Below are 26,174 nucleotides of genomic sequence, written 5' to 3' on the forward strand. Positions count from 1 at the left end.
GGCGCGCGGCGGCCGACGCGCGGGCACCTGAGCCCGGTGCCAGGCTGAGGACGTTGACGGATCTGCGAAAGGGCAACGCCGTGATGACCACCGACCCCACCCCCGGGGCCCCCTGCTGGCTCGACCTCGGCGCCCCCGACGTCCCGGCCGCCGCGGCCTTCTACGGCGCCGTGCTGGGCTGGCGGTACGAGCCCATGGAGGGACAGGGCGCGGAGGGCGGGATGTTCCAGAAGGACGGCAAGACCGTCGCCGGGCTCGGCCGGCTGACCGAGGAGGGGGCCCGCTCCGCCTGGATGATCTACTACACGGTCACCGACGCGGACGCCACGACCCGGGCCGTCGAGAGTGCCGGAGGCACCGTGCGGCTGGCGACCAGGGATCTCGGCGACTGGGGCCGGATGGCGCAGTACAGCGACCCGCTGGGCGGCCAGTTCGCGGTCTGGCAGCCGGGGAAGAACGCCGGCTTCGAGCTCGTGGACGAGCCGGGCTCGCTGTGCTGGACCGAGCTGTACACGACCGACGCCCCGGCGGCGAAGGAGTTCTACGGCAGTGTGTTCGGCTGGCGTTTCAGCCCGATGGAGCTGCCGGGGGGCGGGGGTGGCGAGTACTCCCTCATCACGCCGGAGGGCCTGCCCGAGGAGCGCATGCAGGGCGGTGTCATGCAGTTGCGTGCGCAGGACCTCGCCCTGACGGACGGACGGCCCTACTGGCACCCGGTCTTCGCCGTCGCCGACTGCGACGCCGCGGTCGCCGCCGTCACCGGGAACGGCGGCAGTGTGCAGATGGGCCCGCAGGACGCGCCGGGCGTCGGCCGGCTGGCCGTCTGTCTCGACCCGTCGAACGCGGACTTCGTGGTGCTCACCCCGACCGGCGGCTGAGCCGGGACCTCAGGCGGCCGTACCGCCCGGACCGGGGACGCCCTCGGTGCGCAGGTGCTCTCTGAGCCACCCCTCGGTGGTGCTCACGTGCATCAGGGCGGCGGCCTGGCTGAGGGCGGCGTCGCGGGCGGTCAGCGCCATGAAGATCGCCTCGTGCTCGGCAAGGGTGCGGCCCCCGGCCTGGTCGTCGACCAGACCGCGCCAGATGCGGGCGCGCAGCGTGCGACCGGAGACGCCCTCGAGCAGGGCGAGCAGTGACTCGTTGCCGGTGGCGGCCACGACGGCGCGGTGGAACGCCGCGTCATGCGCGTTGAGCAGTTCGACGTCGTCGCGGGCCGCCCGCATGGCGTCCAAGTGCCGCTCGACCTCGGCCAGTTGGTCGTCGGAGATCCGGGTCGCGGCCAGCGCGGTGGCCATCGGTTCGAGAAGCCGTCGCACCTCCATGAGGTCCTGCAGTGCGGCCGAGTCGCCCTGCAGCAGCTCCACCGCCCCGCCGAGCCCTTCCAGGAGCAGACTGGGCTGCAGGCTGGTCACATAGGTGCCGTCGCCGCGCCGGACCTCCAGGATCCGGGCCACGGCCAGCGCCTTGACCGCCTCGCGGGCCAGGTTGCGGGAGAGTCCGAGCTGGGCGGCCAGGTCCGGTTCCGGCGGGAGCTTCGACCCCGGGGGCAGAGCGCCGGTGCGGATGAGCTCACGGATCTGCTCGATGGCCCTGTCCGTCAGAGACAACGCGAGCTCCTCCCTTCCCGAGGGTGACGTCGATGGTACTCGGCCGACGGAGGGAATCGAGCCGGTGGTCGGGGTCACCGGGATCCGGTCGACAAAGAGGATCGAGCCGGCGGTCGGCGTGAGCGGGCTCCGGCCGGCCCTGGGGGCCGCGCCGGTGGTCGGCGGGCCGGTGACCGCGCCGTACCGGCCCGTCCACCGCCCGGGACGGTGACCCCGCGAACCGTCCCGGGCTCCGACGCGGGAACATGCGAGGGCGGGAACGATTCCGTGAAGGCTCTCGTCGCATTCGGACACAGGGGTTGTCCTGACATTCGCCGCGCCCTTAGGGTCGCCTCACGGGAGCAAGCGCTTTCTCCGCTCCGTCACCCACACGGCGACTGCAAGGGCCCCGAGGAGCGCGCATGAGCATCCGAGTCAGTCACGCGTACGGCGAGCACATCGCGGTCGCGGCGGCGGACGGGACGGAGATCCTCCGGTACGTCTACCGCCCCGACCCCGACGCGTTCGAGTCGCCCAAGCCCTACGCGCACCCGGTGCGCACCCTCGCCGGCCGCACCGTGACCGGCTACCGGCCCAGTGACCACCGCTGGCACAAAGGCCTGCAGATGACGGCGAGTCACCTCTCCGGCCAGAACTTCTGGGGCGGCAACTCCTACGTCCACGGTCGGGGCTACCTGGCGCTGCCCGAACGCGTCGGTTCGATGCGGCACGACGGCTTCCCGGCGTTCACGGTGACCGACGACAGGCTCGCCGTCACCGAGCAGCTCACCTGGGTCACGCACGGCGGCGAGGAATGGGCGCGCGAGCAGCGGGGCCTCACGGTCCACTCCGTCGACGAAGCGGCCGGAGCGTGGGCGCTGGACTGGTCGATCCGGCTCACCAACATGCGTGACGCACCGCTCGTCTTCGGCTCCCCGACCACCGCCGGGCGCGAACCGGCCGGCTACACCGGTCTGCAGTGGCGCGGCCCCCGCGACTTCACCGGCGGCGCCGTGTTCGTCCCGGACACCGGGGCGGGCGCCGGCGCGGACGCCGACAAGCTGATGGGCGCCCAGGGGCCGTGGCTCGCCTTCACCGCCGAGCACGACGACGTCGACGCCCACTCCACCCTCGTCTTCGCGCATGCGCCCGAGAACCTCGACGGGCGGAGCGCCATCCACGAGTCGCACTGGTTCGTACGCTCCGAACCGATCCCGACGGTCGCGTTCTCCTGGGCGTTCTTCGAGGAGTTCGCACTGCCGCCGGGCGAGTCCTTCGCCTACCGCTACCGGGTGGTCGTCGCCGACGGCGTCTGGGACCGCGAGCGCGTGAGCGCGTATCTGCGCACCCTCCCGTGGTGAGCGCGTCCGCGCCGGAGCCGGCCGCACCCGACGACCGGCTCCCCCACCTCCGCCTCGATGACCCTCTCGCACCTGGACCTGCACCCGCACCCGCCGCTGTGCCCTCGCGCAGGGCGTAGCAGCGTGCCGGGCGGGGACCGCACCCGCTAGGTGGGCGAGGGGCCGCGGGGGCTTACGTCGCGACCGGGCCGGGCGCACCGGCGCGACGCCCACACGGAGAGCCGTCCACCATGGCGCGGGCGCGGGCCGAGGCCGGCGGCCGGAGTCGGCCGCCCGTGCGCGCCGTCGTGTCCGCCCGGTCGCGCGGTGCGTTACGCGCCCTTGGGCGGCACCTGCTGGACGACCTCGAACGACCAGAGGGTGGAGGCCGAGGCGGCGGGCTTGGGACGCTCGCCCTCCGCGCCGCCCCGGTGCGCCGCCCGCATCGGGCCCTCGGCCCACGCCCGGAACGACTCCTCGTCACGCCAGCGCGTGTAGACGAGGTAGGTGTCGGTGCCCTCCACCGGGCGGAGCAGCTCGAACCACTCGAAGCCGTCGGAACCCTCGACGGCGTGTCCGCGTGCGGCGAAGCGCTTCTCGAGGGTCTCCCGCTGCTCCGCCGGGACGGTCAGTACGTTGATCTTGACTACGCTCATCCCCCCATCCTGCCCCCGCGGGCGCACCGGCCGGCGGCCACCCCACCGGTTCGGCGGTTCGCGGACCCGCCGTGGGACCGTGCCGCGCGGCGGGGCGGAGTCGCCACCCGCCCGCCCGGCGGGGCGCGCGCCCGCATCCGGCGTACCGTCGGAAGTGTGGACGACCAGGTCGACCGTCTCGTGTCCCGCGTCGCGCGCGAGCTGGGCGCGCGGGCGGACGAGGTGACCGCCGACGTGGAGAAGGCTCTGCGACGGGACCTTCCCGCGCTCTGGGAGACCCCGGAGATGGGCCGCACGGTGTCGAAGAACGTCGCCGAGTACATCGTGACCGGGCTGTCCGGCCTGGCGCGCTCTGTCGAGCCGGAGCTGATCGAGGCACCGCCGGGCGCCCTGGAGCGCGCTCGACGCCTGGCCCGGTACGGCATGACCCTGGACGCGATGCTGCGGGCCTTCCGGCTGGCGCAGGGCGTCGTCCTCGACCGGCTGATCGCGGAGCTGCCGCGGTTCACCGCCGACGCGCCCCTGGTCAGCAGGGCGACCCGGTATGTGGTCGCGTCGACGACCGGGTACATCGACCGCACCTCGGAACAGGAGGTCAGCGCCTTCCAGGAGGAGCGCGACCGCCGACGGCAGTGGCGGCTGGAGATGGTGAACGAGGCGGGCGTGCGCATCGGGACCACTCTGGACGTCGCCCGCACCACCCAGGAGCTCGCCGACCTCGCCGCGGAGCGGTTCGCGGACCTCGTCACCGTCGACCTGCTGGACTCCGCGCTGCACGGCGACGACACCCCGGGTCAGGACCGGCTCGCCGTGCGCCGGGTCGCGCGGGCGCCCGCGGCCGCACGCGAAGCGCAGCCCCCCGCCGTCGCCGCGCGGCAGCTGACCACCTGCGTCGACGGATCACCGACCGCACGCGCCCTGGCCACCGGACGGCCCTCCCGGCACCACGGCCACCAAAGCCTGGACGGGCACCGCATCCACTCCACCCTGGTGGTGCCGCTGCGCGCCCGCGGCAGCACGCTGGGCGTCGCCGAGTTCTGCCGGCACCGCAACCCCGACCTCTACGACGACGATGACCTGCTGCTCGCCCAGGAGATCGCCGCCCGGGCGGCGATCGCCGTCGACAACGCCCGCCGCTACACGCACGCCCGGGCCACCGCGCTCACCCTGCAGCGCAGTCTGCTCCCGCGGCACGCCCCCCGGCAGTCGGCAGTGGAGGTCGCCCACCGGTATCTGCCGGCCGGCGGTCAGGCCGGCGTGGGCGGCGACTGGTACGACGTCATCCCGCTGTCCGGGGCCCGGGTGGCCCTGGTGGTCGGCGACGTGGTCGGCCACGGCATCCACGCCGCCGCCACCATGGGCCGGCTGCGGACCGCGGTGCGCACTCTCGCCGACATCGACCTGCCGCCCGACGAACTCCTCACGCACCTGGACGACGTGGTGCTGCGCCCCTCCGGCGAGGCCTCCGACGACCCGGACGAACACCTCGGCGAGACGGGGGCCACCTGCCTGTACGCCGTCTACGACCCCGTCTCCCGCCGGTGCACCCTGGCCCGCGCCGGCCACGTCCCACCGGCCCTGACCAGCCGGGACGGCACGGTCGAGCTGCTGGAACTGCCGCCCGGGCCGCCGCTGGGCCTGGGTGGCCTGCCCTTCGAGGCGATGGAGGTGGAACTGCCCGAGGGCAGCCTGATCGCCCTGTTCACCGACGGCCTGATCGAGGCCCGCGACCACGACGTCGACGCGGGCCTGACACGGCTGCGCCACGCCCTCGCCCGCCCGGAGGCCTCCCTGGAGGCGATCTGCGACACCGTCCTGGAAACCATGCTGCCCGACCGTCCGGACGACGACGTCGCCCTCCTCCTCGCCCGCACCCACGCCCTCGGCGCACGCCAGGTCGCCACCTGGGATCTGGACGCGGACCCGGCCGCCGTCGCCCGGGCCCGTTCGTACGTCTCCCGGCAACTGGGCGAGTGGGGCCTTGCGGACCTCGCCTTCACCGCCGAGCTGGTGGTCAGCGAACTGGCCACCAACGCCATCCGCTACGGCCGGCCCCCGATCAGGCTGCGCCTCATCCACGACCGCGGGCTGCTGTGCGAGGTCTCCGACGGCAGCCACACCACCCCGCACCTGCGCCGGGCCCGGGTCTTCGACGAGGGCGGACGTGGCCTGCTGCTGGTCGCCCAGCTGGCGGAGCACTGGGGCACCCGCCACGCCCGCCGCGGCAAGACGGTCTGGGCCGGACTGAGCGAGTCGGCGCAGTTCCCGGCGTCGGCGTTCGCCGGGTGACGGCGACGGCCGGCGCGTGCGTCGAAACCGACGCCGCCACCACGGGAAAGGGAACGGGAACGGCGGCGTCACCAGGGGGCCGGCGGCCCGTGTCTTGCCTGCCCGGTCCGCCGGGCGCACGCTGGTCCTATGAGTGCGCGGGACGGCCCCACGCTCATCAACTCCGTGCAGCGGGCATTCCGTCTGCTGGAGGCGGTGAGCGAGCACGACAACGGCGCGCCGGCGAAACAGCTGGCACGGGAGGCCGGGCTGCCCCTGGCCACCGCCTACCACCTGCTGCGAACCCTGGTTCACGACGGCTACCTGCAAAAACTCGAGGACGGCGGGTTCATCCTCGGTGACCGGCTGCGTACGCTGCACACCGCGGGCCGCGGCCAGGCGCTGCTCGGCCGGGTCCGTCCGACGCTCGCCGCGCTGCGGGACGAGCTGACGACCGCCGCCTACCTCACGTTCTACGAGGAGGGCGAGATCCGGGTCGCCGAGATCGTGGACGGTCCGCGGACGCCCCGTGTGGACCTGTGGGTCGGTTTCGAGGACGCGGGGCACGCCACCGCCCTCGGCAAGTCCGTCCTGCGGGAGATGAACGACGACGCCCGGCAGGACTACCTCTCGCGCCACCAGCTCGCCGACCTCACCCCGAGGACCATCACCAGCGCTCCGGAACTGATCCGGCGACTGGACGACTCGCCCGTGGCCCCGGCCGTCACCGACCTCGAGGAGTACGCCCTCGGCACGGTCTGCGTCGCCGTCCCCGTCTACAGCGGCGACGTCATCGGCTCGCTCGGCGTCTCCCTGCCCGCCGACCGGCTGTCCCGGATCGAGCAGGTACGGGACCGGCTGATCCCCACCGCGAACCGCGTGACCAGGACTCTTTCTCTGGGCGCCTGATCGTTCATTATCTGAAAAGCTGCGCCTTGTGAGTGACGGCAGCCCTCCCTTTTCCTAGAGGAAACGGACATATGCGATGTGCCGCGGGGCACGGTGAGGACTGCATAACCAGCATGAGTCAGGCCCGGAAGCATGGTGGCGACCCCATCCCGACGCGGCTGTTCGGAAGCCGGCCGGCAGGTCCCCTCCTGCCCGTCCTGATCGTCTTCGTCGTCGTGCTCGTCGATCTCGTCGGCGGAGCGGGGATGACCTGGCTGCCCCTGCTGGCGGCCGGCCCCGCGCTGGCCGCCACCACGAACGGGCCGCGCGGTGTTCTCTGCGTCGGACTCCTGGCCGCCGTGCTCGGCGCGACCCTCGGCACCCGGGACGGGGCGCCCGGCACGGAGCTGACGGCCGTGCTGGCCGCCCTGCTGGCCGTCACCCTGGCGAGCGCCCTCGCCGGCGCGCTGCGCTCACGCCGGGAGCAGGTACTCGCCGACGTCCGCTCCGTCGCGGAGGCTGCGCAGCACGCGCTGCTGAAGCCGGTCCCCGCCACGGTCGGCCCCTTCGAGGTCGCCGTCCGCTACAGCGCGGCCGCCGCGGAGGCGAGGATCGGCGGAGACCTCTACGCGCTGGTGCCCACCCCCTACGGCGTCAGGCTGATCGTCGGCGATGTGCGGGGCAAGGGGCTGCCCGCCGTGGGGACCGCCGCCCTCGTGGTCGGCGTCTTCCGCGAAGCCGCCTACGACGAGCCCGATCTCCTCGCCGTCGTCGACAGGATCGAGCGAAGCCTGGCGCGCAACCTCGGCGCCGACGACTTCGTCACCGCCGTCGTCGCCGGGCACCCGCGGCCGGGGGAGCTGGAAGTGGTCAACTGCGGACACGCGCCGCCGCTGCTGGTGCGTTCGTCCGAGGACGTCGTGGCCGTCGAGAGCCCCCACCCGGCGCCGCCCCTCGGTCTGCGCGCCCTCACCGACCAGCGGCCCGACCTCCAGGTGCTGCCGTTCGCCGACGGGGACCAACTGCTGCTCTACACGGACGGCGTCATCGAGGCCCGCGACCGCCACCGGGAGTTCTACCCGCTCGCCGAAGGACTGTCCCGCCACCTCTGCGACGAGCCGGCGCGCACGCTCGACTCGATCCACGAGGAACTGCTGACGCACGTCGGCGGACGACTGCACGACGACGCGGCGCTGCTGCTGATCCGCAAGCCGACGGCAGGCGCGACCGACGCCGACGTCGCCCAACCGGCCCTGGAAGGACTGGCGTTGGGGGAGAGCGCGGTGTGACCTCGGTGACCCGGGCGACCTCTGTGATCGCCCTGCCCGGTGTCGCAGACTGTGCTCATGACACGCATGAGGAAGATCGCGGCCGCCCTGCTGGCCGCATCGGGCGCACTGCTCGCGCTACCCCCCACCGCCTCTGCCGGCCCCGCCGCCTCCGCGCTCAGCCCCACACGCGCGGCGGACGGCACCCTCTCCCGCAGGACCTTCGTCCGCGAGAACTTCGACCGACTCCCGCTCGGTCCGGTCACCGCGGGCCACGGCTGGACCACCGACGCCAAGGACGGTTCCCTGACCGTCGAGCCCAGCGCGACCGGCCACGGCCGCGAACTGCGGCTGCACACGGAGGGCAACGGACGCGCCTTCCTCGTCCTGTCCGACCTCGCGCCCGCCGGGAACAGCCTCTGGGCCCGGCTGCGGCTGCGTGTCGACCGGTTCCCGATCGCGCCCGACTGGGCGCACTGGACCGTCGCCGAGGCGTCCGGGTCCGACGCCCCCACGCTGGTACGCCCGTTGGGCGGCCAGTACGTTCCCACCTCGCAGGCGAACTTCTGGGGCGTCGGCTCCGACCTCGGCCCCACCGGCGACTGGACCGCGTGGCGCACCTCCGCCCCCGCCACGGCCGGGACCTGGAGCTGCGTGGAGTTCCACCTCGACGCCACCGACAACCGCGTCACCGTGTACCAGGACGGCGTGGAGCGCTCCGATCTGACCGTCTCCACCAAGGAGCACGGCGGCAGCGCGGACGACTTCGTCTTCCCGCGCTTCGACACCCTCAAGCTGGGCTGGCAGCTGTACCAGTCCGGCCCGACGCCGTCGTCGTACGACGTCCGCATGGACGACGTGGCGCTCAGCACCCGGCGCGTCGGCGGATGCGCCTGACGGCACCGTGTGAGACACGCGTCGGCGGGGCGTCGGTGCGACGCCCCGCCGAAGTCCGTCGGGCCCTTGGGGGCTGCCGGGTCAGGACAGGAAGCTCCCGTAGGGGCCGCCCAGGATCTGGTTCTTCTGGCTCTGGCTGAAGTGGGTGTTCGGGTAGTCGTAGAAGGACGCGGACATCGGTGTGCCGTCGGTCGAGGACGAGTCGGGCAGGCCGAACGCGTGCCCGAGCTCGTGCACCATCCCGCCGTACCAGCGGTTCATCGACTGTCCGCTGGTGCCGGCGGCGCCGTCGGCGTCATGCCCGCTCAGGACGACCCAGCCGGGGCTCGCGCCCCCGCCCGCGCCTTCTCCCTCGGCGCTGATCTCGCCCACGTTGAGCCAACGGCTGTCGGGGTTGTTCAGGCCGAACTTCCTGGCGAGTTCGTTCTGCATGTTGGTGACGGCCCACCAGTAGCGGTCACCGCCGTTGGGTGTGTTCTCGTACCAGCTGCGCGGCTGGTCGCCGTTGACGACCTCCACGACGGTGGTGTTCAGCTTGAAGGTCTTGCCGAGCTCCTGCTGGTAGTAGCGCTGCGCCTCGCGCATCACCTTGGCGATGCCGTCGGGATACCGCTGGTCGAAGGGAACGTCGGACGGCTTCAGCCAGTACACCCGGACGGTCTTCGTGGGTGGCGGGGTCGAGCCGCCGCCGCTGCCGGTGAAGCCGGCCAGCCGCCAGGTCCGGGCCCCCGTTCCGGTGCAGGGCAGTTGGACGAGGCCGGTGCCGGAGGCCGAGGAGTCTCCCGCCGGGGTGACGCACTTGCCGGAGGACACCGACTGCAGGCCGAAGACGTTGGTCGTGCCGCTGACGGTCACGGGCACCAGACGGAACTTCTGGCTCGCGCCCGTGCCGCAGGCCCGCTGGACGATCGTGGCGTTGTCGGCGCCGGACGCCCCGTTGACGTCCACGCACCGCCCGCCGGTCGTGCCGACGGTGTACTGGTCGGTGGTCCCGCCGACCGGGGTGAAGGTGAAGTTCTGGTTGGGCTCGCCGTGGCAGGTCCACTGGATGAGCTGGAGGCCGTCGGCGGTGGAACTGCCCGGCACGTCCAGGCAGTTGCCGCCGCTGCGGTTCACCGCGGTGGAGCTGAACGCCGTGGCGGCGTGAACGGGCGGCGCGATCGCCACGGCTCCCGTCACCGCGCCGAACATCAGCGTGAGCACCAGCGCCCACAGGGGCAGGAATCGGGATCGGGTCATCCGGCTACTCCCCCGAGGGTGCGGGCAGGGTGGTGCCGAGGGCCACGGGTGTGCCGAAGTTCGGCGTGCCGTCGGCGTTCCAGGTGAACTTCTGCGCTCTGGTGCTCCTGTTCATGTCGCAACCGCCGCTCGTCGAGTTGTTGGCGTGGTAGACGATCCAGTCCTCGGTGCCGTCCGGCGACTTGAAGAAGCCGTTGTGCCCGGGGGCGTACACGCCGTTGGCGTTGGACCGCTGGAAGACCGGGTTAGGCGACTTGACCCAGGAGGAGGAACTGAGCGGGTCGCCGCCGTTGTAGGTGAGCATGCCCAGCTTGTAGTCGGGCGTGGAGCAGTGACTGGCCGAGTAGACGATGAACGTCTTCCCGCCCCGCTGGAGGACCTCGGCGCCCTCGTTGACCGCGCCGCCCACCGTCTCCCAGCTGTAGGTCGGCGTGGAGAGCACGCGCCGGGTGCCGCTCGCCGTCCACGGGTTGGACAGCGGCCGGATGAACATGGGCTGCGAGCCGTTGTAGAAGGTGCCCAGCAGGTAGAGCCGGCCGTCCAGTTGGAGGATGCCCGGGTCGAGCTCCCAGGTGTTGTCCTGGGTCGGGTCGAGCAGGTCGGCCTTGAAGCTGTAGGGGCCCATCGGATCGAGGCCCGCGCTCTCCAGCACGTGGATCCGCTGGGTGCCCAGGTCGTAGGGCTCCCGTCCGGCGGTGTAGTAGAAGTACCACCGCTTGCCGTTCGGACCGTCGAGCAGATGGAACTCGGGAGCCCACATGGTGCCGGCGCCGTTGGGCCGGGTGAGGTTGAAGATCACCTGGTCGGAGGCGGAGGCGAGGCCGGCGAGGGTGCTGGCCTTGCGCATGGTGACGGTCGAGTTCCAGGTCGTGGTCGCGAGATAGTAGTAACCGTTGTAGTACGTCAGCCAGGGGTCGGGCCCGTGCTGGGACAGCGGGTTGGTGAAGGTCTTGGTCCCGGTGCCGCCGCCGGCGAAGGCGGGCAGCCGCCACACCCGGCCGTTCGCCGTGGCGCAGGGCAGCTGCACCAGGTTGGTGTCGGAGGCCGACGAACCGCCGCCCGGCGTCACGCACTTGCCCGAGCTCACGGAGACCAGATTGAAGGTCTTGTCGGTTCCGCTCACCGCCACCGGCACGAGCCGCCACTGCTGGTTGGTCCCGCCGTGGCAGGGCCACTGGATGATCGCCGCGTTGTCCGCCGTGGACGCCCCGTAGACGTCGACGCACTGGCCGGACTGCCCGGTGATCGTGTAGGTGTCGGCGGTGCCGGAGACCAGGGTGTACCCGAAGTTCTGGTTGGCGCCCGAGGCGCAGGAGAAGGCCCGTAGCTGGGCCCCCGCCGTCGTCGAACCACCGGGCAGGTCGAGGCAGTTGCCGCCGTTGAGGTTGACCCCCGTCGAGGTGAACGCGACGGCGGCGGAGGCGGTGGGCGGAGCCACCAGGAAGGCGACCGCCACAAGGAGCGCCGCGAAAAGCGCGGACAGGCATCTGGAACGGGTCACGGTCCGTACACCTTTGCTTCGAGGAGGCCGACGGAGTTGGAGCCGTTGCCGGTGAGCAGCACCCGTAGCCGGGTGGTGCTCACGGCGGTGAAGGAGACGGTGTCGTACTGGTTCTTGGCCAGCGGGTAGCCGCTCGCGCCGGGCACGTCGGCGTAGGCGCTGCCGTTCCAGTACTGGAGCTTCCAGGAGGCCGGCATGTCGATGCCCTCGTCGTCGTCGAAGAAGTACACGTCGGCCTTGTTGACGGTCTTCGCGGACGGCCAGGTCAGTTCGGCCCACTGCTGCCCGGTCTCCGGCCAGGTGCCCCAGCGCGGGTTGACCGTGTCGTTGGACGACGGCGGGTCGATCCCGTCGTTGACCGCGGCGACGCTCTCCCAGGGGGAGGTGTAGGACGCCGTCGCCGTCGCGGACGTGGCCAGGTTGGCCGGTGGCTGAGGCGGCTGGACACCGCCCCGGTTGTACGCCTTGACCTCGGTGAGACCGGTCTTGGCGCCGGAGGCGTTGGTGGCCAGGATCCGCACGCGCTGGGCGGTGACCGCGGGGAAGCGCACCAGGTTGTAGTTGGCCCGTGGCGCCGAAGGGCTCTTGGTCTGGCCAGGCACGTCCACCCACGCACTGCCGTTGTGGTACTGGACGGCGTAGGCGGACGGCGCCCGGTAGGTCCCCGAGGCCGGGCGGCTGTCCTTGAAGTACAGGCGCATCTCGTTCAGGGTGCGCGCCGTGCCGAAGTTCAGTTCGTACCAGTCCTGGCCGTTGGGGGACCCGCCGGCTCCCCAGAAGGGCTCGTTGGTGGGATAGCCGTCCACCGCGCCGGAGGTGCTGCTGCCGGAGCCGGTGTACGAGGCGCTGGTCGTCGCCCCGGTGGCGAGGTTGGTCAGGTCGGCGGTGAGGTCGACACCGGCCTTGGCGAGCATGTCGACCATCCGGGGGCTGTTCTGCACCACCTGCTGGGGTGCCTGCAGTCCGGACACGGCCGTGTGGTGGGTGACCGTGCCGCTCGTGGTGACATCGCCGGTGGCGGGGTCCCAGGTGAAGGGCACGAGTGAGTTGACGGTGGCGGCCCGGGTGCCGTTGACGTAGATCGAGTAACCCTCCGGGACGCCGGGATAGCGCACCACCCCGTCGGCCGGGTCGTCCCAGACGATCGACAGGTCGGCGTTGCGGTAGCGGAGGTTGTTGACGGTGAAGTGGCTCCAGCCGATGTTGATGGGGGAGACCTCCACCTTGGCGTCGTTGCGCGGCCGGAGCCCGGCGACGTCCTCGATCACCGTCCAGTTGCTGCTGCCCAGGATGTTGTGGTGGATCCATGAGCGGTAGTCGATGTTGCTGCCGTTCCAGTCGGCCCAGAACTCGTTGGCGTCGGGCCACTGGGTGTTGCCGCCGACGTACTGCGCCCAGGTGTTCCAGTAGAGGAGCTTCTTGTAGTCCGTGGCGTTCATCCACGAGTTGGGGTAGTTGCGCAGCACGGAGGAGTACAGCCGGAACTGCACGGTGGAGTTGATGGTGGAGAAGTTGTTGGAGCCGGGGTTGCCGGCGTCCGCCGCTGCCTTCTTGTCGGCCTGGTTGGCGGTGTAGAAGGGGAAGACCGGGTACTGCGCGGGGTCGTCGTAGAGGCGCAGGGCCTGCTTGTACGTCACCGTGTTGGGGACGGCGCCGACCGAGAACGGGTAGTAGTTGTTGATCTCCTTCCAGGGGACCCACTCGTTGGTCGACTTCAGCCGGTGCTCGAAGAGCTGCCGGTTCGGGTTCCACAGGACGTTGACGATGGCGTCCTTGATCTGCGTCGCGAGGGTGCGCATCTCGGCGGCCTTGGCGGTGTTGCCGGTCGCCTCGTAGGCCTGCGCGGCGGCGAGCGCGCCGCTGTACTGGTAGGCGGACTCGGCTCGGTCCATGTTGCCCGGCTTCCAGTGGAAGGACACCGCGTCGGCGTCGTTGCCGGTCAGCGCGCCCCAGTCGTACTCGATCAGCTTGTTGTTGTCGTGGTCGTAGTAGGCGAGCTGCCCCTTGACGTCGCCCTCGGCGTAGCGGGCGAGGTTGCCGGCGATGGCCGGCTGCCCGCCGTGGATCTGGTAGCTCTTCCAGGCTGCTTCGGCGATGTACTGGGTGTAGCTGTTGGACCAGTTCTCCGGGTCGCCGGGGTTGTCGAGGAAGCGGCCGCCCTTGGAGGTCTGCCCGACGCTGAGCCAGTCCCCGTAGGCGTAGGACGGGTCGCGCAGGTACTTGAGGTCGTCGATGTGCATGGGCTGGGTCAGCGCGATCGCGTTGTTGTACCCGAGGACGCCCTCGGTCGACGTCGGGAACTGGAAGGTCTGCCCGGGGATGTCGGCGTCGAGGTTGTTGAAGCGCATCAGCCACCAGCGGTAGTAGATGTTCTTCTTGATCGCGGGCTCGGGCACGTCGATGTAGGGCACGTTCTTCGCCCACCACAGGTTGTAGGCCTTGACGTGGGTGGCGAAGGCGGTGGCGTCGCTGTAGCCCGCGTACGCGTTGTACTCGGTGAGCGAGTCGGGGAGCTCGTCGGTGACGAAGCCCATCACGACCTTCGTGGTCACCGTGGCGCCGGCGCCGACGGTGACGGACCGGTTCAGGCCGCCGCCGGAGACGCTGAAACCGTCGCCGGTGAGCCGCGGCCGGATGGTGGTGAGGTTGTTGTAGGCGTTCACCTGGCCGGTCAGTTCGCTGCCGCTTCCCGACGTGGCGTACGGCGACGTCGCCCGCAGCTGCAAGGTGGTGGAGCTGCTGCCGTTGTTCTTGATCGACAGGTTGGTGACGGCGACGTTGTTCTCGGTGATGAACTTGGTCTGGGTGACCGCGATCGAGCCGCTGGTGTGGACGCTCCTCCAGTGGCTCGGAACCTGCCGGCGCTGGGAGACCTGCTCGGTGAAGGTACCCGGGGTGATCGCGACGGTGTAGGCGTTGTTGTCGTTGATGCTCTCCCAGTAGGCGACATGGCCGCCGAAACCGAGAACCGCCGGGTCGTGGGTCTTCATGAAGAGCGCACGCCCCCGGCTCATCAGCCAGGGTCCGGCCGGGTCGTCGCCGGAGCGGGCGAGCAGACGGTCCATCCAGAAATCGGTGCCGGAACTCTCGGCGTCGTAGATGCTGCGCATCATGTCACCGGGCGTGTAGGCGACGGGCGGTGCCGGGATCGCGGGCCCGCTGAAGACGGGGAACCCGATGGTCTGCGCGGCGGAGGCCGGGCTGACGGAACAGACGGAACACAGGATGAGCACGAGGGCGACGAGGAGGCGCTTCATGGGCTCCCTCTCCGGTTGGCGGTATCGGGGTGTCATGCGCCTGACATACGTGCGAGGAAACTCACCTAAAAGGTTTTCGCAACGTAGGAGCGAGCTGATGCCGTGTCAAGGGAAAGCGCTTGAGCACGAGTTCACCGGCCGCACCGGAGCCCCGGGGAGCGCGGTTCAGGACAGCGGCGCTGTCGACTCCCGGATGACCACCCGGCCGCGCACCGTCTCGATCCCCGAGCGCCGCGCGCCGCCGATCGCGAGGAAGAGGGCGTGCGCGGCCGCCCGCCCCACCTGTTCCAGGTTCATGTCGACGCTGGTCAGCGGCGGGCGCGAAGAGGCGGTCAGGACCTGCCAGTTGTCGAAGCCCATCACCGCCACGTCCTCCGGCACCCGGTGACCGCGCTCCCGCAGGACGTCCATGACGCCGCGGGCTATCTGGTCGCTGCCGCACAGCACGGCGTCGAGATCCGGATGCCGGTCCAGCAGCAGCGCGGTGGCCGCCCGCCCCCAGCCCTCCGTCCAGGCGCCGAACCGTGGTTCGCCGACCGGCGCGAGACCGGCGTCGGCCAGCGCGGCCCCGGCGCCCTCGGCCCGCTCCCGCGCCGCGACGTACCCGGGGTCGCCGGTGATGTGCGCGATCCGGGTGCGCCCGCAGGCCAGCAGGTGTTCCACCGCGGTCCGGCCGGCGTCGACGCTGTCGGGGACGATGGACAGATCCGCCGGATCGTCCGACGGCGCGTAGGCGTAGACCACGGGCACGGGCAGCTCGCGCCCCAGGGACGGGCGGGGGTCGGTCCGGCTGCCCACCACGATGAGTCCGTCGACGCGGCGTCCCAGGAGCGCCCGGACATGGTGCTGTTCACGGATGGCGTCGCCCCGGGCGTCACACAGGAACACGGCGACCTCGCCCGCCCCGAACGCGTCCTCCGCGCCCATCAGGATCGGGATGCTGAAACGGCCCTCGAGGTCGCTGGTGAGCAGCCCCACGGTGCCCGACCGTCCCACGAGCAGTCCGCGGGCCAGCTGGTTCGGCCGGAAGGCCAGCCGCTCGGCGGCCTCGATCACCCGCTGCCGGGTCTCGGCGCGCACCTGGCTGCGGCCGTTGAGCGCCTTGGACGCGGTGGCGATGGACACGCCGGCCAGCCGGGCGACGTCACTGAGCGTGGCGGGGTGCGAACGAGAGGTGCCGGGGGCCGGTGTCATGAGGGTCTCCTGTCGCGCGGCGCGTGAGTAAACCGTACGCGAGTTGTTTCGGCCGGGGCCCGGCCGGGACGGTTTCACAGGTTTCGGTGGAGCCCGCAATACCGCTTGCTGCAGGGGGATTGACGGGCTGTCAGTCGGGTCCTAGTTTTCAGAAAGCCTTTTCGGTTCCTTTCCGTTCGAAGAGCCCACACTAGGGGGATCGTCATGGGGAGCACGACCGGACCACGTGGACCCGTCCGCAGACTCACCGTCGGCGTCGTCGCGTTCCTCGCCACCGCGAGCCTGATCACGGCCTGCGGATCGGGGGACGGCGACTCCGCCGGCGGGTCCGACCGGAGTGCCGACGCCAAGGGCGTCGACGACGGCGCCACGCTGACCATGTGGACACGGGCGGCGACCCGGCCGCAGAGCGAGGCCCTGGTCAAGGCCTACAACGCCAGTCACAAGAACAAGATCGAGCTGACCGTCGTCCCCACCGACGACTACCAGGCCAAGGTGGGTGCGGCGGCCGGCTCCCACGACCTCCCCGACCTCTTCGCCTCCGACGTGGTGTTCGTGCCGAACTACACCACCAGCAAGCTCTACGCCGACCTCACCGAGCGCATCGACGCCCTGCCGTTCGCCGCGAGCCTGGCCCAGTCACACATCAAGGCCGGCACGTACGAGGGCAGGAAGTACGTCGTCCCGCACACGCTGGACCTGTCGGTGCTCTTCTACAACAAGGACCTCTACCGCAAGGCCGGGCTCGACCCGGAGAAGCCGCCCGCCACCCTCGCCGACTGGGACCGCCAGGCCCGGGCCGTGGACGCGCTCGGCGGCGGAGTCGACGGCACCTTCTTCGGCGGCAACTGCGGCGGCTGCGGCGTCTTCACCTGGTGGCCGTCCATCTGGGCCGGGGGAGAGGATGTGCTGAACAAGGAGGGCACCGGGGCGAACCTCGACTCCGCCACCGCGAAGAAGGTCTACGACACCTACCGCGGATGGGTGAAGGACGACATCGTGGCCCCCGGCGCGCGCGACGAGACCGGCGCCACCTGGACCGGTGTCTTCCCCAAGGGCAAGGTCGGGGTCATGCCCATGCCGTCGACCACGCTGGGCCTGATGCCCAAGAACCTCGACCTCGGCGTCGCACCCATCCCCGGGCCCGACGGCGGCAAGTCCACCTTCGTCGGCGGCGACGCCGTCGGCGTCTCGGCCACCAGCAAGAAGGTCGACCAGGCCTGGAACTTCCTCGCCTGGTCACTGGGAGACGAGGCCCAGGTGAACGTGGTCGCCGCGCACAAGGACGTCGTGGCCCGCACCGACCTCGCCGCCAACAAGTACTCCGCCGCCGACCCCCGTCTGGTCGCCATCAACCAGTTGGTCGCGGACGGCCGCACCCCGTACGCCCTGAAGTTCGGACAGACCTTCAACGACCCCAACGGGCCCTGGCTGTCCATGATGCGCGACGCGGTCTTCGGTGACGGGGCGTCGCTCGACAAGGACAACAAGGCCGTCACCGCCTCCCTGGCCGACTGATCCGCACGACCTCGCCCGACGCGGTACGACGCGGGCGCACGGCACGGACGAACGACGCGGGCGCACGGCACGGATGCACGGCACGGACACGCGGCCGGACGCCGTGCTCCCGCACGACCCCTCCCACCGCACACGGCAGAGGAGAGCCATGCAGGTCAAGGCGCCCGACCGGGCGACCGCCGAGCACCCGCCCCCGACACGGCGCCCAGCCCGCAGCCCCCGCCCCGCCGCCCCGCGCCGGCATTCCCGAAGGATCCAGGGGCTCGGTTACGCCGCCCCCACGGCCGTCTTCGTCACCGTCTTCTTCCTGCTGCCCCTGGTGCTCGTCGGACAGATGTCCCTCGACGAATGGCCGCTGCTCGCGGGGGACCAGGGCGCCAACGCCCCCGAGAACTACACCGACGTCATGGACAGCCCGCTGTTCTGGCCCGCAGTGCGCTTCACCCTCCTCTACACGGCGGTCGTCACCGTCGTCCTCCTGGGTCTTGCCCTGCTGCTCGCCCTGCTCGTCCAGGAGTCCCGCCCCGGCGCCGGCTTCTTCCGCACGGTCTACTTCCTGCCGGGCGCAGTCGGCCTGGCCTCGGCCTCGCTGCTGTTCTGGGGCCTGTACAGCCCCACCACCGGACCGCTCAGCAGCATCCTCGAGCACCTCGGCCTCGTCGACGACCCGGTGTCCTTCCTCGGCACCCCCACCTCCGCGCTGCTGTCGACGGTCTTCCTCGTCGTCTGGAAGTTCGCCGGCTTCTACATGCTGATCCTCCTCGTGGGTCTCCAGCGCATCCCGCACGAGGTGTACGAGGCCGCCCGGATGGACGGCGCGAGCCGCGGCCAGATCTTCCGTTCCATCACCCTGCCGCTGCTGCGTCCGTCGCTCGCCCTGTCCCTGCTGCTCTGCGTCACCGGCTCACTGCTGGCCTTCGACCAGTTCTTCGTCCTCACCAAGGGCGGACCCGACAACAGCACCGTCACCGTCGTGCAGCTCATCTACCGCGAGGCGTTCCAGCGGCTGAACCTCGGCACCGCGGCCGCCCTGTCCATCCTCGTGCTGGGCGCGCTGCTCCTGCTGAACGCCCTGCAGTTCCGCGGTCTGCGCCGCTCCGACGAGTCATGACCCCCGCCTCCTGGAGAAGGGACCCCACGGTGCTCACCCGAGCCCTCGGCCGGACGCCCCACTACGTCGTCTCCGCAGGACTGGCCGTCATCTTCCTCTTCCCGCTGGTGTGGAACGCCTGGGCGTCGGTCAGCGCCCAGCCCGGCACCGCGCAGGAGTCCGGCTACGGCCTCGGCAACTACCGCACGCTGCTCGACTACGACGCCGGACTGTGGCGCTACCTCGGCAACAGCGCCGTCGTCTCCGTGCTCACCGTCGCCCTGACGCTCGGGGTCTCGCTGCTCGGCGGCTACGCCTTCGCACGCTTCGAGTTCCCGGGCAAGAACCTGCTGTTCCTGCTGACGCTGGCGATCCTCATGGTCCCGTACGCCACCCTGCTCATCCCGCTCTACGTGCTGCTCGGCAGGCTCCATCTGCAGAACTCGCTGCTCGGACTGAGCCTGGTGCTGGCGATGTTCCAACTGCCTTTCGCCACCTTCATGATGCGGATCTCCTTCGAAGCGGTGCCGCGAGAACTGGAGGAGTCCGCCCTCGTCGACGGCTGCGGCACCGCGGGCGCGCTGCGCCGGGTCCTGCTCCCGGCGGTGCGGCCGGGACTGATCACCGTGGGTCTCTTCGCCTTCCTCGCGGCCTGGAACGACTTCATCGCACCGCTGATCCTCATTTCCGACAGCCAGAAGGCCCCGCTGCCGCTCGCCGTCGCGAACCTGCGGCAGCAGAGCATGGGCGCCGTCGACTACGGCGCCACCGAGGCCGGGGTGGTGGTCCTCGCCGTGCCCTGCCTGCTCCTCTTCCTGCTGCTCCAACGGCACTACGTGCGGGGCTTCATGTCGGGCGCGCTCAAGGGCTGAGGCGCCCGCCCGACCGCCCGGACCGCCGCGGAGGCCGGACCGGCCCCGACCGGCGGGACCGCGGGGACCGACCCGGACGGCCGACCGACCCCGACCGACCCCGACCGACCCGGACCCATTCGGACCGACGACCACCTGGACACCCTTGACGGGCAACCGAGAGGACGAACCGAAGGCATGAACTGGTGAGGGAGAACACGACGCGGTCAGCCGTCCTGCCGGTGGCGCCGAGCCGGGGGCGGCTGCGACCGCTGGGTCTCGACGAGGTCAGGATCACCGGGGGCTTCTGGGCCCGGCGCCGACAGGTCAACGCGACCGCGACAATCGACCACTGCCGCGACTGGATGGAACGCGTCGGCTGGACCGGCAATTTCCGCGCCGCGGTGGAAGGCCGGATCCACCGGGACCGGCGTGGCCGCGAGTTCGCCGACTCCGACGTCTACAAGCTGATCGAGGCCATGGCCTGGGAGGCCGCCCACGGCTCCGGCGCCGCCCTCGACGCGCAGATCGCCGCACTCACCGACACCATCGCACCCGCCCAGGAACCGGACGGCTACCTCAACACCGCCTTCGGCCGCCCCGGTCAACAGCCCCGGTACAGCGACCTCGAGTGGGGCCACGAGCTGTACTGCTACGGGCATCTGATCCAGGCCGGCGTGGCCCAGACCCGGGCCCGCGGTGAGGGCGAGCTGGCGAAGATCGCCCGGCGCGCCGCCGACCACGTGTGCGCGGCCTTCGGCCCCGGCGGCATCGAACGCGTCTGCGGACACCCGGAGATCGAGACGGCCCTGGTGGAACTGGCCCGGGCGACCGGCGAACAGCGCTACCTCGACCAGGCCGCGCTCTTCGTCGACCGTCGCGGCCGGCACACCCTCGCCGAGCCCGAGTTCGGCCGCGCCTACTACCAGGACGACGTGCCCGTCCGGGAGGCGACCGCGCTGCGCGGCCACGCCGTACGTGCCCTCTACCTCGCGGCCGGCGCCGTCGACGTGGCGGTGGAGACCGGGGACGACGCCCTGCTCGACTCGGTCGTCCGGCAGTGGGAGGCCGCGGTCGCCCGGCGCACCTACCTGACCGGCGGCATGGGCTCCCACCACCGGGACGAGTCCTTCGGCGACGACTTCGTCCTGCCCCCTGACCGCGCCTACTCGGAGACCTGCGCGGCCGTCGCCTCCGTGATGCTCAACTGGCGGCTGCTGCTGGCCACCGGCGAACCGCGCTACGCCGACCTCGCCGAGCGGACCCTGTTCAACGTGGTGGCGACCTCGCCGTCACAGGACGGCAGGACCTTCTTCTACGCCAACACCCTGCACCGGCGCCGCCGCGGCACGACACCCGCCGCCGACGCGCAGAGCCCGCGCGCCGAATCGGGCCTGCGCGCCCCCTGGTTCGCGGTGTCGTGCTGTCCGACCAACGTGGCGCGGACCCTCGCCCTGCTGCCCGCCTATCTGGCGACGGCCGACGACGACGGGGTGCAACTGCACCAGTACGCCGACGCCGAGCTCGCCACCTCCCTCTCCGAGGGCCGGGACGTCGCCCTGCACGTGCGCACCGACTACCCGTCCGACGGCAGCGTCACCGTACGGATCGACCGCTCGCCGGAGCACCCCTGGACCCTGTCGCTGCGGGTGCCGGCATGGGCGACGGGCGACGCCGCCCGACTGGTCGACCCGGACGGGGTGCGCCGTGCCGTGACGCCGGGTACGGCCGCCGTCACCCGGCGCTTCCGGCCCGGCGACGAGATACGGCTGGAGCTGCCCGTGGCCCCGCGCTGGATCGCACCCGACCCCCGCATCGACGCGGTACGCGGCACCGCCGCCGTGCAGCGCGGGCCGCTCGTCTACTGCGCCGAGTCCGTCGACCTCCCGCCGGGCCACGAGGTGGACGCCGTCCGGGTGAACCCCTCCGTCCCGCCGCAGGACGGGCCGGACGGCACCGTCGTGGCGGCCGGCGCACTGGTCGCGGCCCCGGACGCACCACCAGGGGCGCAGGGCGGAAGGTCCGGCGAGCCGGCCGATTCCGCCGCAGACACAGACACACGCGCAGCCGCCGACACGGACGCAGCAGCAGGCGTGGACGCGGAGGGCGACGGCCGGGCGGTACCGGACGCCGACACACGGTGGCCGTACGCGCCGCTCGACGAGGCCGCCGTGCCGGACGGTGAGCGTGCCGACATCGTCCTCGTGCCCTATCACTCCTGGGCGAACCGCGGCCCCTCGACGATGCGCGTGTGGCTGCCGACGACGCGACCGCCGACCGAACCCCCCGGCAGATAGCCGTGCACCGGCCGGGCGCAGCCGTGCGCCGCGGGAAGCGCCGGGCCGGCGCATGGACCCGGGCGCACGGAACGGGCGCCCGCGCCGGCGTGCCGCGCCCGGCCTTCGGCGACATCCCTCCGACCGTGACATCCCCACTGTCCGACCCGACCACCCACGCCCCCACGATGGGAGTCCGACCATGTCCCAACCCCCCTCTCGCCGCGGTCTGCTGAGACTGGCCGCCGGGACCGCGGCCGCAGTGCCGCTGCTGCACGCGACGCCCGCGGCGTCCCGTGCCGCCGCCGAGCCGGCCACGGCGACAGCGGCGTCCCGGGCGTCCGCCGTCCCTGCGGCTCCCGCTGCGGTCGCCGCGCCCGTCCCGCCGACCTGGGCGGTCCAGCCCTTCGCCCTGGACCGGGTGACGCTCGGCGACGGCGTCTTCCGTCGCAAGCGCGACCTGATGCTCGGCTACGCCAGGTCCTACCCCGCCGACCGGATCCTCGCCGTCTTCCGGGCCAACGCCGGGCTCGACACCCGCGGCGCCCGGCCGCCGGGCGGCTGGGAGACCTCCGACGGCAATCTGCGCGGCCACTACGGCGGCCACTTCCTCACGCTCGTCGCCCAGGCGTACGCCGACACCCGCGAGAGCGCGCTGAAGACCAAGCTCGATCACCTGGTGACCGCACTGGGCGAGTGCCAGACGGCGCTGGCCGACCACGGCTCGCCGAAGCCGAGTCACCCCGGCTATCTGGCGGCCTACCCGGAGACCCAGTTCATCCTGCTCGAGAGCTACACGACCTACCCCACCATCTGGGCCCCCTACTACACCTGCCACAAGATCATGCGCGGGCTGCTCGACGCGCACACCCTGGGCGGGAACGCGCAGGCGCTGACCATCGCCTCGAAGATGGGCGACTGGGTGCACAGCCGCCTCGGCCGGCTGCCGAAGGCGCAGTTGGAGCGCATGTGGTCGATCTACATAGCAGGCGAGTACGGCGGGATGAACGAGGTGATGGCGGACCTGTACGCGCTCACCGGGCGGGCCGAGCACCTCGCAGCCGCCCGCTGCTTCGACAACACCGCGCTCCTGGACGCCTGCGCCGACGGCCGGGACGTCCTGGACGGCCGGCACGCCAACCAGCACATCCCCCAGTTCACCGGGTACGTACGGCTCTTCGACCACACCGGTGAGGAGGAGTACGCGGCCGCGGCCCGCAACTTCTGGGGCATGGTCGTGGGTCCGCGCACCTACAGCCAGGGAGGCGCCGGCAAGGGGGAGATCTTCCGGGCCCGGGGGGCGATCGCGGCCACCCTCGGCGACGACAACGCCGAGACCTGCGCGACGTACAACATGCTCAAACTGAGCCGTCAGCTGTTCTTCCACGCGCCGGACGCCGCCTACATGGACTACTACGAGCGCGGCCTGACCAACCACATCCTGGCCTCCCGCCGGGACGCGAGCAGCACGACCAGCCCGGAGGTCACCTACTTCGTCGGCATGGGCCCGGGGACGGTGCGCCAGTACGACAACACCGGTACCTGCTGCGGCGGGACGGGCATGGAGAACCACACCAAGTACCAGGACTCGGTGTACTTCCGCTCGGCCGCCGGCGACGCGCTGTACGTCAACCTGTACCTCGCCTCGACCCTGCGGTGGCCGGAGCGGGGGCTCGTCCTGGAGCAGACGAGCGCCTACCCGGCGGAGGGCGTCCGCACGCTGACGTTCCGCGAGGGCGATGGCAGCCTCGACCTGAAGCTCAGGGTCCCGTCCTGGGCCACGGCCGGCTTCACCGTCGCCGTGAACGGGGTCCAGCAGCAGGCGTCGGCCTCCCCCGGCAGTTACCTCACCCTGCGCAGGAACTGGCGGCGCGGCGACCGGGTCACCGTCTCCGCGCCCTACCGCCTGCGCGTGGAGCGGGCGTCGGACGACCCGTCCGTGCAGTCCCTCTTCCACGGGCCGGTGCTGCTGGTCGCGCGGAGCCAGGCGACGGATTTCCGGCAGTTCTCGTTCTACAAGGACTTCACCCTGCGCGGCGACCTGGCCGACGCGATCCGTCCCGAGGGCCGTCCGCAGTACTTCACCACACACGGTCTGACCCTGGCCCCGTTCCATGTGGCGGACGACGCCCGCTACCACGCCTACTTCCGGCGCGTGGAGCCGGTCGTCGTCTTCGGCAGGTCCGACTCGGGTGTGCCGAACCGCTCCCGCGGCGACGGCCTGACCTTCCTCGACGTCCTGTGGCAGCAGGCGCCTTTCGCGACCTCCGCCGCTTTTCTGGCCGCGGTACGCGCCCTGGCCGACGCCTGGCGGGCCGACGGGAGGTTCACGGCCGCCGAACGGGACCGCGTCGTCGCCGCCGCCACCGCCGCGAACCTGCGCCGCTGACGGCACAGCCGCCTGCACCCGGGGAGACGCACGTCACATGCGGCCTCCGCCGCCGTCCGTCACACGTCGGCGGCGCGAGCCGTCATTGCCGTGTAAGCCCCGACACGGCAAGGAGATCATCATGGAAGCGCGTCTCGACCTGCTCGGCACCCCGTTCGCCGGCACTCTGATGAAGCACTTCAACACGGCGGGCAAGGCCGTCGCGCGGTCCACGCTGCCCGGCACGGTCCAGCAACTGGTGATGCTGCGGGCCAGCCAGATCAACGGCTGCGGATTCTGCACCGACATGCACACCAAGGACGCCGTGCACGCGGGCGAGTCCGATCAGCGCCTGCACCTGGTCGCGGTGTGGCGGGAGGCCACGGTGTTCAGCGACGCCGAGCGCGCCGCGCTGGAGCTGACCGAGCAGGGCACGCGCATCGCCGACGCGGCGGGCGGCGTGCCCGACGAGGTCTGGGCGAACGCCCTGAAGCACTACGACGAGGAGCAGCTCACGGCCTTGGTGGCGCTCATCGCGCTCATCAATGCCTACAACCGTCTGAACGTCATCGTCCGGCAGCCCGCCGGCGGCTACCGGCCCGGCATGTTCGGCTGACGGACTGACGGACTGACGGACTGACGGGCGGGTATGTCCGCGACGGCGGACCGGCCGATCGCACGACCGTGGCTCGAGGGGTGGCCCGCCCCTCGAGCCACGGTCGTATCCGCTGTGCCCTCGGCTTCACGGAACGTGCACAACTGCCGCCGTGAACTTTAGGTTTCAAGCGCTACGCTCGTCGGCAGTCCGGGCGGGCCGCCCCCACGCCGTGCCGCTCGTATCCCCCCATGCTCAGGAGACTCGCGTGCGCGACGGCGACGTAGTGGTGATCGGCGGCGGCTATGCGGGCGTCCGCCTGGCGAAACGGCTGGACGCGACGGCCCGGGTCACGCTGGTCGACCGCAAGGACGTGTTCTTCCACCGTATCGCCTCCCTCCGCGCCGGTGTGCGTCCGGAGTGGTCGGTCACCCCGTTCATCCCGTACGACCGGCTGCTGCGCGACGGCCGGATGGTCGTCGGCAAGGCGGTCCGCATCGACACCGCCGAACGCCACGTCGTCCTGGCCACCGGCGAGCGGCTGCCCTACGACGTGGTGGTGATCGCCACCGGCGCCGACTACCCCGAACCGGCCCGCTTCACCGGGACCACCGCCGAGGAGACCCTCAAGACGTTCGCCGGTCACCAGCGCGACGTCGCCGCCGCCGACCACGTCCTCGTGGTGGGCGGCGGTCCCTCCGGCGTCGAGCTCAGCGCCGAGATACGCCTGGCCCGGCCGGACGCCCGGGTCACTCTCGCGCACTCCGGTCCCGCGCTGCTGCACTCCACGGGCAGCGAGCGGGCCGGCCGCAAGGCGCAGGCCTGGCTGGAGTCCCACGACGTCGAGGTCCGGCTGGACTCGTTCATGTCCCGCGGCAACGACTTCGGCACCTACCGCGACGGGCACGGCGGAGTTCTCGAAGCCGACCTCTCCTTCTGGGCGACCGGCACCACGCCCAACACACTGTGGCTGCGTCTGGCCGGGCTCGGCGACTGGCTGAACCCGGCCGGACACGTCAGGGTCGACCGCCGGCTCCGGGTCGAGGGGTGGCCGGACGTGTTCGCCGTCGGCGACGTCAACGACGCGACCGAACTCAAGATCACCCCCGCCGCGCTGGCCCAGGCCGACCTCGCAGCCCACAACATCCGCGGCTACCTGCAGAGTCCCGGCAGGCATCGCAGGGAGCCGCGCCTCTACCGGCCGCTCCAGCGCACGCCGCTGATCGTGCCCTTCGGTCCGACCGACGGGCTGACGTTGCTGCCCGTGCCGGGCGGCGAGAGCGCGGTGCTCGGCGGCCGCACCTCCGTCCTGGCCAAGGCGAAGACCCTCATGACCCCGTACATGCGCCGCCAGCTCGGCTACACCGCCACCTGACGGCCGT

19 protein-coding genes are annotated in these 26,174 nt (G+C 71.7%); 13 read left to right on the forward strand and 6 right to left on the reverse strand.

Going from position 1 to position 26,174, the window contains the following annotated elements:
* Window positions 1-80: 80 nt before the first annotated feature.
* Window positions 81-878, forward strand: a complete 798-nt coding sequence (locus C6376_RS26195; RefSeq protein WP_107449196.1) for a VOC family protein — start codon at window positions 81-83, stop codon at window positions 876-878.
* A 9-nt stretch (window positions 879-887) separates the two neighbouring features.
* Here the strand turns inward: C6376_RS26195 and C6376_RS26200 are convergent, their stop codons facing one another.
* Window positions 888-1,607: a FadR/GntR family transcriptional regulator gene (locus C6376_RS26200; RefSeq protein WP_107445680.1), complete on the reverse strand. Its 720-nt coding sequence runs from the start codon at window positions 1,605-1,607 to the stop codon at window positions 888-890.
* Between the two features lie 401 nt (window positions 1,608-2,008).
* Here C6376_RS26200 and C6376_RS26205 point away from each other — a divergent pair, with 401 nt between their 5' ends.
* Window positions 2,009-2,947: a PmoA family protein gene (locus C6376_RS26205; RefSeq protein ID WP_107445681.1), complete on the forward strand. Its 939-nt coding sequence runs from the start codon at window positions 2,009-2,011 to the stop codon at window positions 2,945-2,947.
* Window positions 2,948-3,258: 311 nt separating this feature from the next.
* On the opposite strand, the gene C6376_RS26210 is transcribed toward C6376_RS26205, so the two are convergent.
* Complete coding sequence (locus C6376_RS26210) at window positions 3,259-3,582, reverse strand: antibiotic biosynthesis monooxygenase (protein WP_107445682.1); 324 nt, start codon at window positions 3,580-3,582, stop codon at window positions 3,259-3,261.
* A 156-nt stretch (window positions 3,583-3,738) separates the two neighbouring features.
* Between C6376_RS26210 and C6376_RS26215 the strand changes: the two genes are divergently transcribed.
* The 4 genes from C6376_RS26215 to C6376_RS26230 all read left to right on the forward strand — a co-directional run bounded on the left by C6376_RS26215 (window position 3,739) and on the right by C6376_RS26230 (window position 8,903).
* On the forward strand, window positions 3,739-5,871 hold the full coding sequence (locus tag C6376_RS26215) for a SpoIIE family protein phosphatase (RefSeq protein ID WP_107445683.1): 2,133 nt from the start codon (window positions 3,739-3,741) through the stop codon (window positions 5,869-5,871).
* A gap of 129 nt (window positions 5,872-6,000) precedes the next feature.
* A complete protein-coding gene (locus C6376_RS26220) occupies window positions 6,001-6,759 on the forward strand; it encodes an IclR family transcriptional regulator (RefSeq protein WP_107445684.1) in 759 nt (252 codons plus the stop codon).
* Between the two features lie 113 nt (window positions 6,760-6,872).
* Complete coding sequence (locus C6376_RS26225) at window positions 6,873-8,027, forward strand: PP2C family protein-serine/threonine phosphatase (RefSeq protein ID WP_107445685.1); 1,155 nt, start codon at window positions 6,873-6,875, stop codon at window positions 8,025-8,027.
* Between the two features lie 57 nt (window positions 8,028-8,084).
* Window positions 8,085-8,903, forward strand: a complete 819-nt coding sequence (locus C6376_RS26230) for a hypothetical protein (protein ID WP_107445686.1) — start codon at window positions 8,085-8,087, stop codon at window positions 8,901-8,903.
* Between the two features lie 81 nt (window positions 8,904-8,984).
* Here the strand turns inward: C6376_RS26230 and C6376_RS45450 are convergent, their stop codons facing one another.
* The 4 genes from C6376_RS45450 to C6376_RS26250 form a co-directional block, all read right to left on the reverse strand.
* Window positions 8,985-10,142: an RICIN domain-containing protein gene (locus C6376_RS45450; RefSeq protein WP_107445687.1), complete on the reverse strand. Its 1,158-nt coding sequence runs from the start codon at window positions 10,140-10,142 to the stop codon at window positions 8,985-8,987.
* A gap of 4 nt (window positions 10,143-10,146) precedes the next feature.
* Window positions 10,147-11,643, reverse strand: coding sequence for a family 43 glycosylhydrolase (locus C6376_RS26240; protein WP_107445688.1), 1,497 nt, complete (start codon window positions 11,641-11,643; stop codon window positions 10,147-10,149).
* The gene (locus C6376_RS26245) at window positions 11,640-14,900 is read right to left on the reverse strand and encodes a discoidin domain-containing protein (RefSeq protein WP_173985733.1); all 3,261 of its coding nucleotides are present in this window, start codon (window positions 14,898-14,900) and stop codon (window positions 11,640-11,642) included. The genes C6376_RS26240 and C6376_RS26245 overlap by 4 nt, the downstream gene beginning before the upstream one ends.
* Window positions 14,901-15,065: 165 nt before the next feature.
* Window positions 15,066-16,094: a LacI family DNA-binding transcriptional regulator gene (locus C6376_RS26250; RefSeq protein ID WP_107445690.1), complete on the reverse strand. Its 1,029-nt coding sequence runs from the start codon at window positions 16,092-16,094 to the stop codon at window positions 15,066-15,068.
* Window positions 16,095-16,298: 204 nt separating this feature from the next.
* Between C6376_RS26250 and C6376_RS26255 the strand changes: the two genes are divergently transcribed.
* The 7 genes from C6376_RS26255 (at window position 16,299) to C6376_RS26285 (ending at window position 26,167) form a co-directional block, all read left to right on the forward strand.
* A complete protein-coding gene (locus C6376_RS26255; protein WP_107445691.1) occupies window positions 16,299-17,612 on the forward strand; it encodes a sugar ABC transporter substrate-binding protein in 1,314 nt (437 codons plus the stop codon).
* 148 nt (window positions 17,613-17,760) lie between these two features.
* On the forward strand, window positions 17,761-18,723 hold the full coding sequence (locus tag C6376_RS26260) for a carbohydrate ABC transporter permease (protein ID WP_107449197.1): 963 nt from the start codon (window positions 17,761-17,763) through the stop codon (window positions 18,721-18,723).
* A 29-nt stretch (window positions 18,724-18,752) separates the two neighbouring features.
* A complete protein-coding gene (locus tag C6376_RS26265) occupies window positions 18,753-19,574 on the forward strand; it encodes a carbohydrate ABC transporter permease (protein ID WP_107445692.1) in 822 nt (273 codons plus the stop codon).
* Window positions 19,575-19,759: 185 nt separating this feature from the next.
* Window positions 19,760-21,850, forward strand: a complete 2,091-nt coding sequence (locus C6376_RS26270) for a glycoside hydrolase family 127 protein (RefSeq protein WP_216825608.1) — start codon at window positions 19,760-19,762, stop codon at window positions 21,848-21,850.
* Window positions 21,851-22,031: 181 nt separating this feature from the next.
* Window positions 22,032-24,218, forward strand: coding sequence for a glycoside hydrolase family 127 protein (locus C6376_RS26275; protein ID WP_173985734.1), 2,187 nt, complete (start codon window positions 22,032-22,034; stop codon window positions 24,216-24,218).
* Between the two features lie 121 nt (window positions 24,219-24,339).
* Window positions 24,340-24,813, forward strand: coding sequence for a carboxymuconolactone decarboxylase family protein (locus C6376_RS26280; protein WP_107445693.1), 474 nt, complete (start codon window positions 24,340-24,342; stop codon window positions 24,811-24,813).
* A 247-nt stretch (window positions 24,814-25,060) separates the two neighbouring features.
* Window positions 25,061-26,167, forward strand: a complete 1,107-nt coding sequence (locus C6376_RS26285) for an NAD(P)/FAD-dependent oxidoreductase (protein WP_107445694.1) — start codon at window positions 25,061-25,063, stop codon at window positions 26,165-26,167.
* The last annotated feature ends 7 nt before the right edge of the window (window positions 26,168-26,174 follow it).

Source organism: Streptomyces sp. P3 (genome assembly GCF_003032475.1).
Classification (GTDB): Bacteria; Actinomycetota; Actinomycetes; order Streptomycetales; family Streptomycetaceae; genus Streptomyces.

Bases quoted from the DNA above. Each gene is read 5' to 3' on its own strand.
- C6376_RS26250 (WP_107445690.1), bottom strand. From the start codon at position 16,094: ATGACACCGGCCCCCGGCACCTCTCGTTCGCACCCCGCCACGCTCAGT.
- C6376_RS26230 (WP_107445686.1), top strand. From the start codon at position 8,085: ATGACACGCATGAGGAAGATCGCGGCCGCCCTGCTGGCCGCATCGGGC.
- C6376_RS26275 (WP_173985734.1), top strand. From the start codon at position 22,032: ATGTCCCAACCCCCCTCTCGCCGCGGTCTGCTGAGACTGGCCGCCGGG.
- C6376_RS26205 (WP_107445681.1), top strand. From the start codon at position 2,009: ATGAGCATCCGAGTCAGTCACGCGTACGGCGAGCACATCGCGGTCGCG.
- C6376_RS26255 (WP_107445691.1), top strand. From the start codon at position 16,299: ATGGGGAGCACGACCGGACCACGTGGACCCGTCCGCAGACTCACCGTC.
- C6376_RS45450 (WP_107445687.1), bottom strand. From the start codon at position 10,142: ATGACCCGATCCCGATTCCTGCCCCTGTGGGCGCTGGTGCTCACGCTG.
- C6376_RS26225 (WP_107445685.1), top strand. From the start codon at position 6,873: ATGAGTCAGGCCCGGAAGCATGGTGGCGACCCCATCCCGACGCGGCTG.
- C6376_RS26220 (WP_107445684.1), top strand. From the start codon at position 6,001: ATGAGTGCGCGGGACGGCCCCACGCTCATCAACTCCGTGCAGCGGGCA.
- C6376_RS26245 (WP_173985733.1), bottom strand. From the start codon at position 14,900: ATGAAGCGCCTCCTCGTCGCCCTCGTGCTCATCCTGTGTTCCGTCTGT.
- C6376_RS26260 (WP_107449197.1), top strand. From the start codon at position 17,761: ATGCAGGTCAAGGCGCCCGACCGGGCGACCGCCGAGCACCCGCCCCCG.
- C6376_RS26280 (WP_107445693.1), top strand. From the start codon at position 24,340: ATGGAAGCGCGTCTCGACCTGCTCGGCACCCCGTTCGCCGGCACTCTG.
- C6376_RS26210 (WP_107445682.1), bottom strand. From the start codon at position 3,582: ATGAGCGTAGTCAAGATCAACGTACTGACCGTCCCGGCGGAGCAGCGG.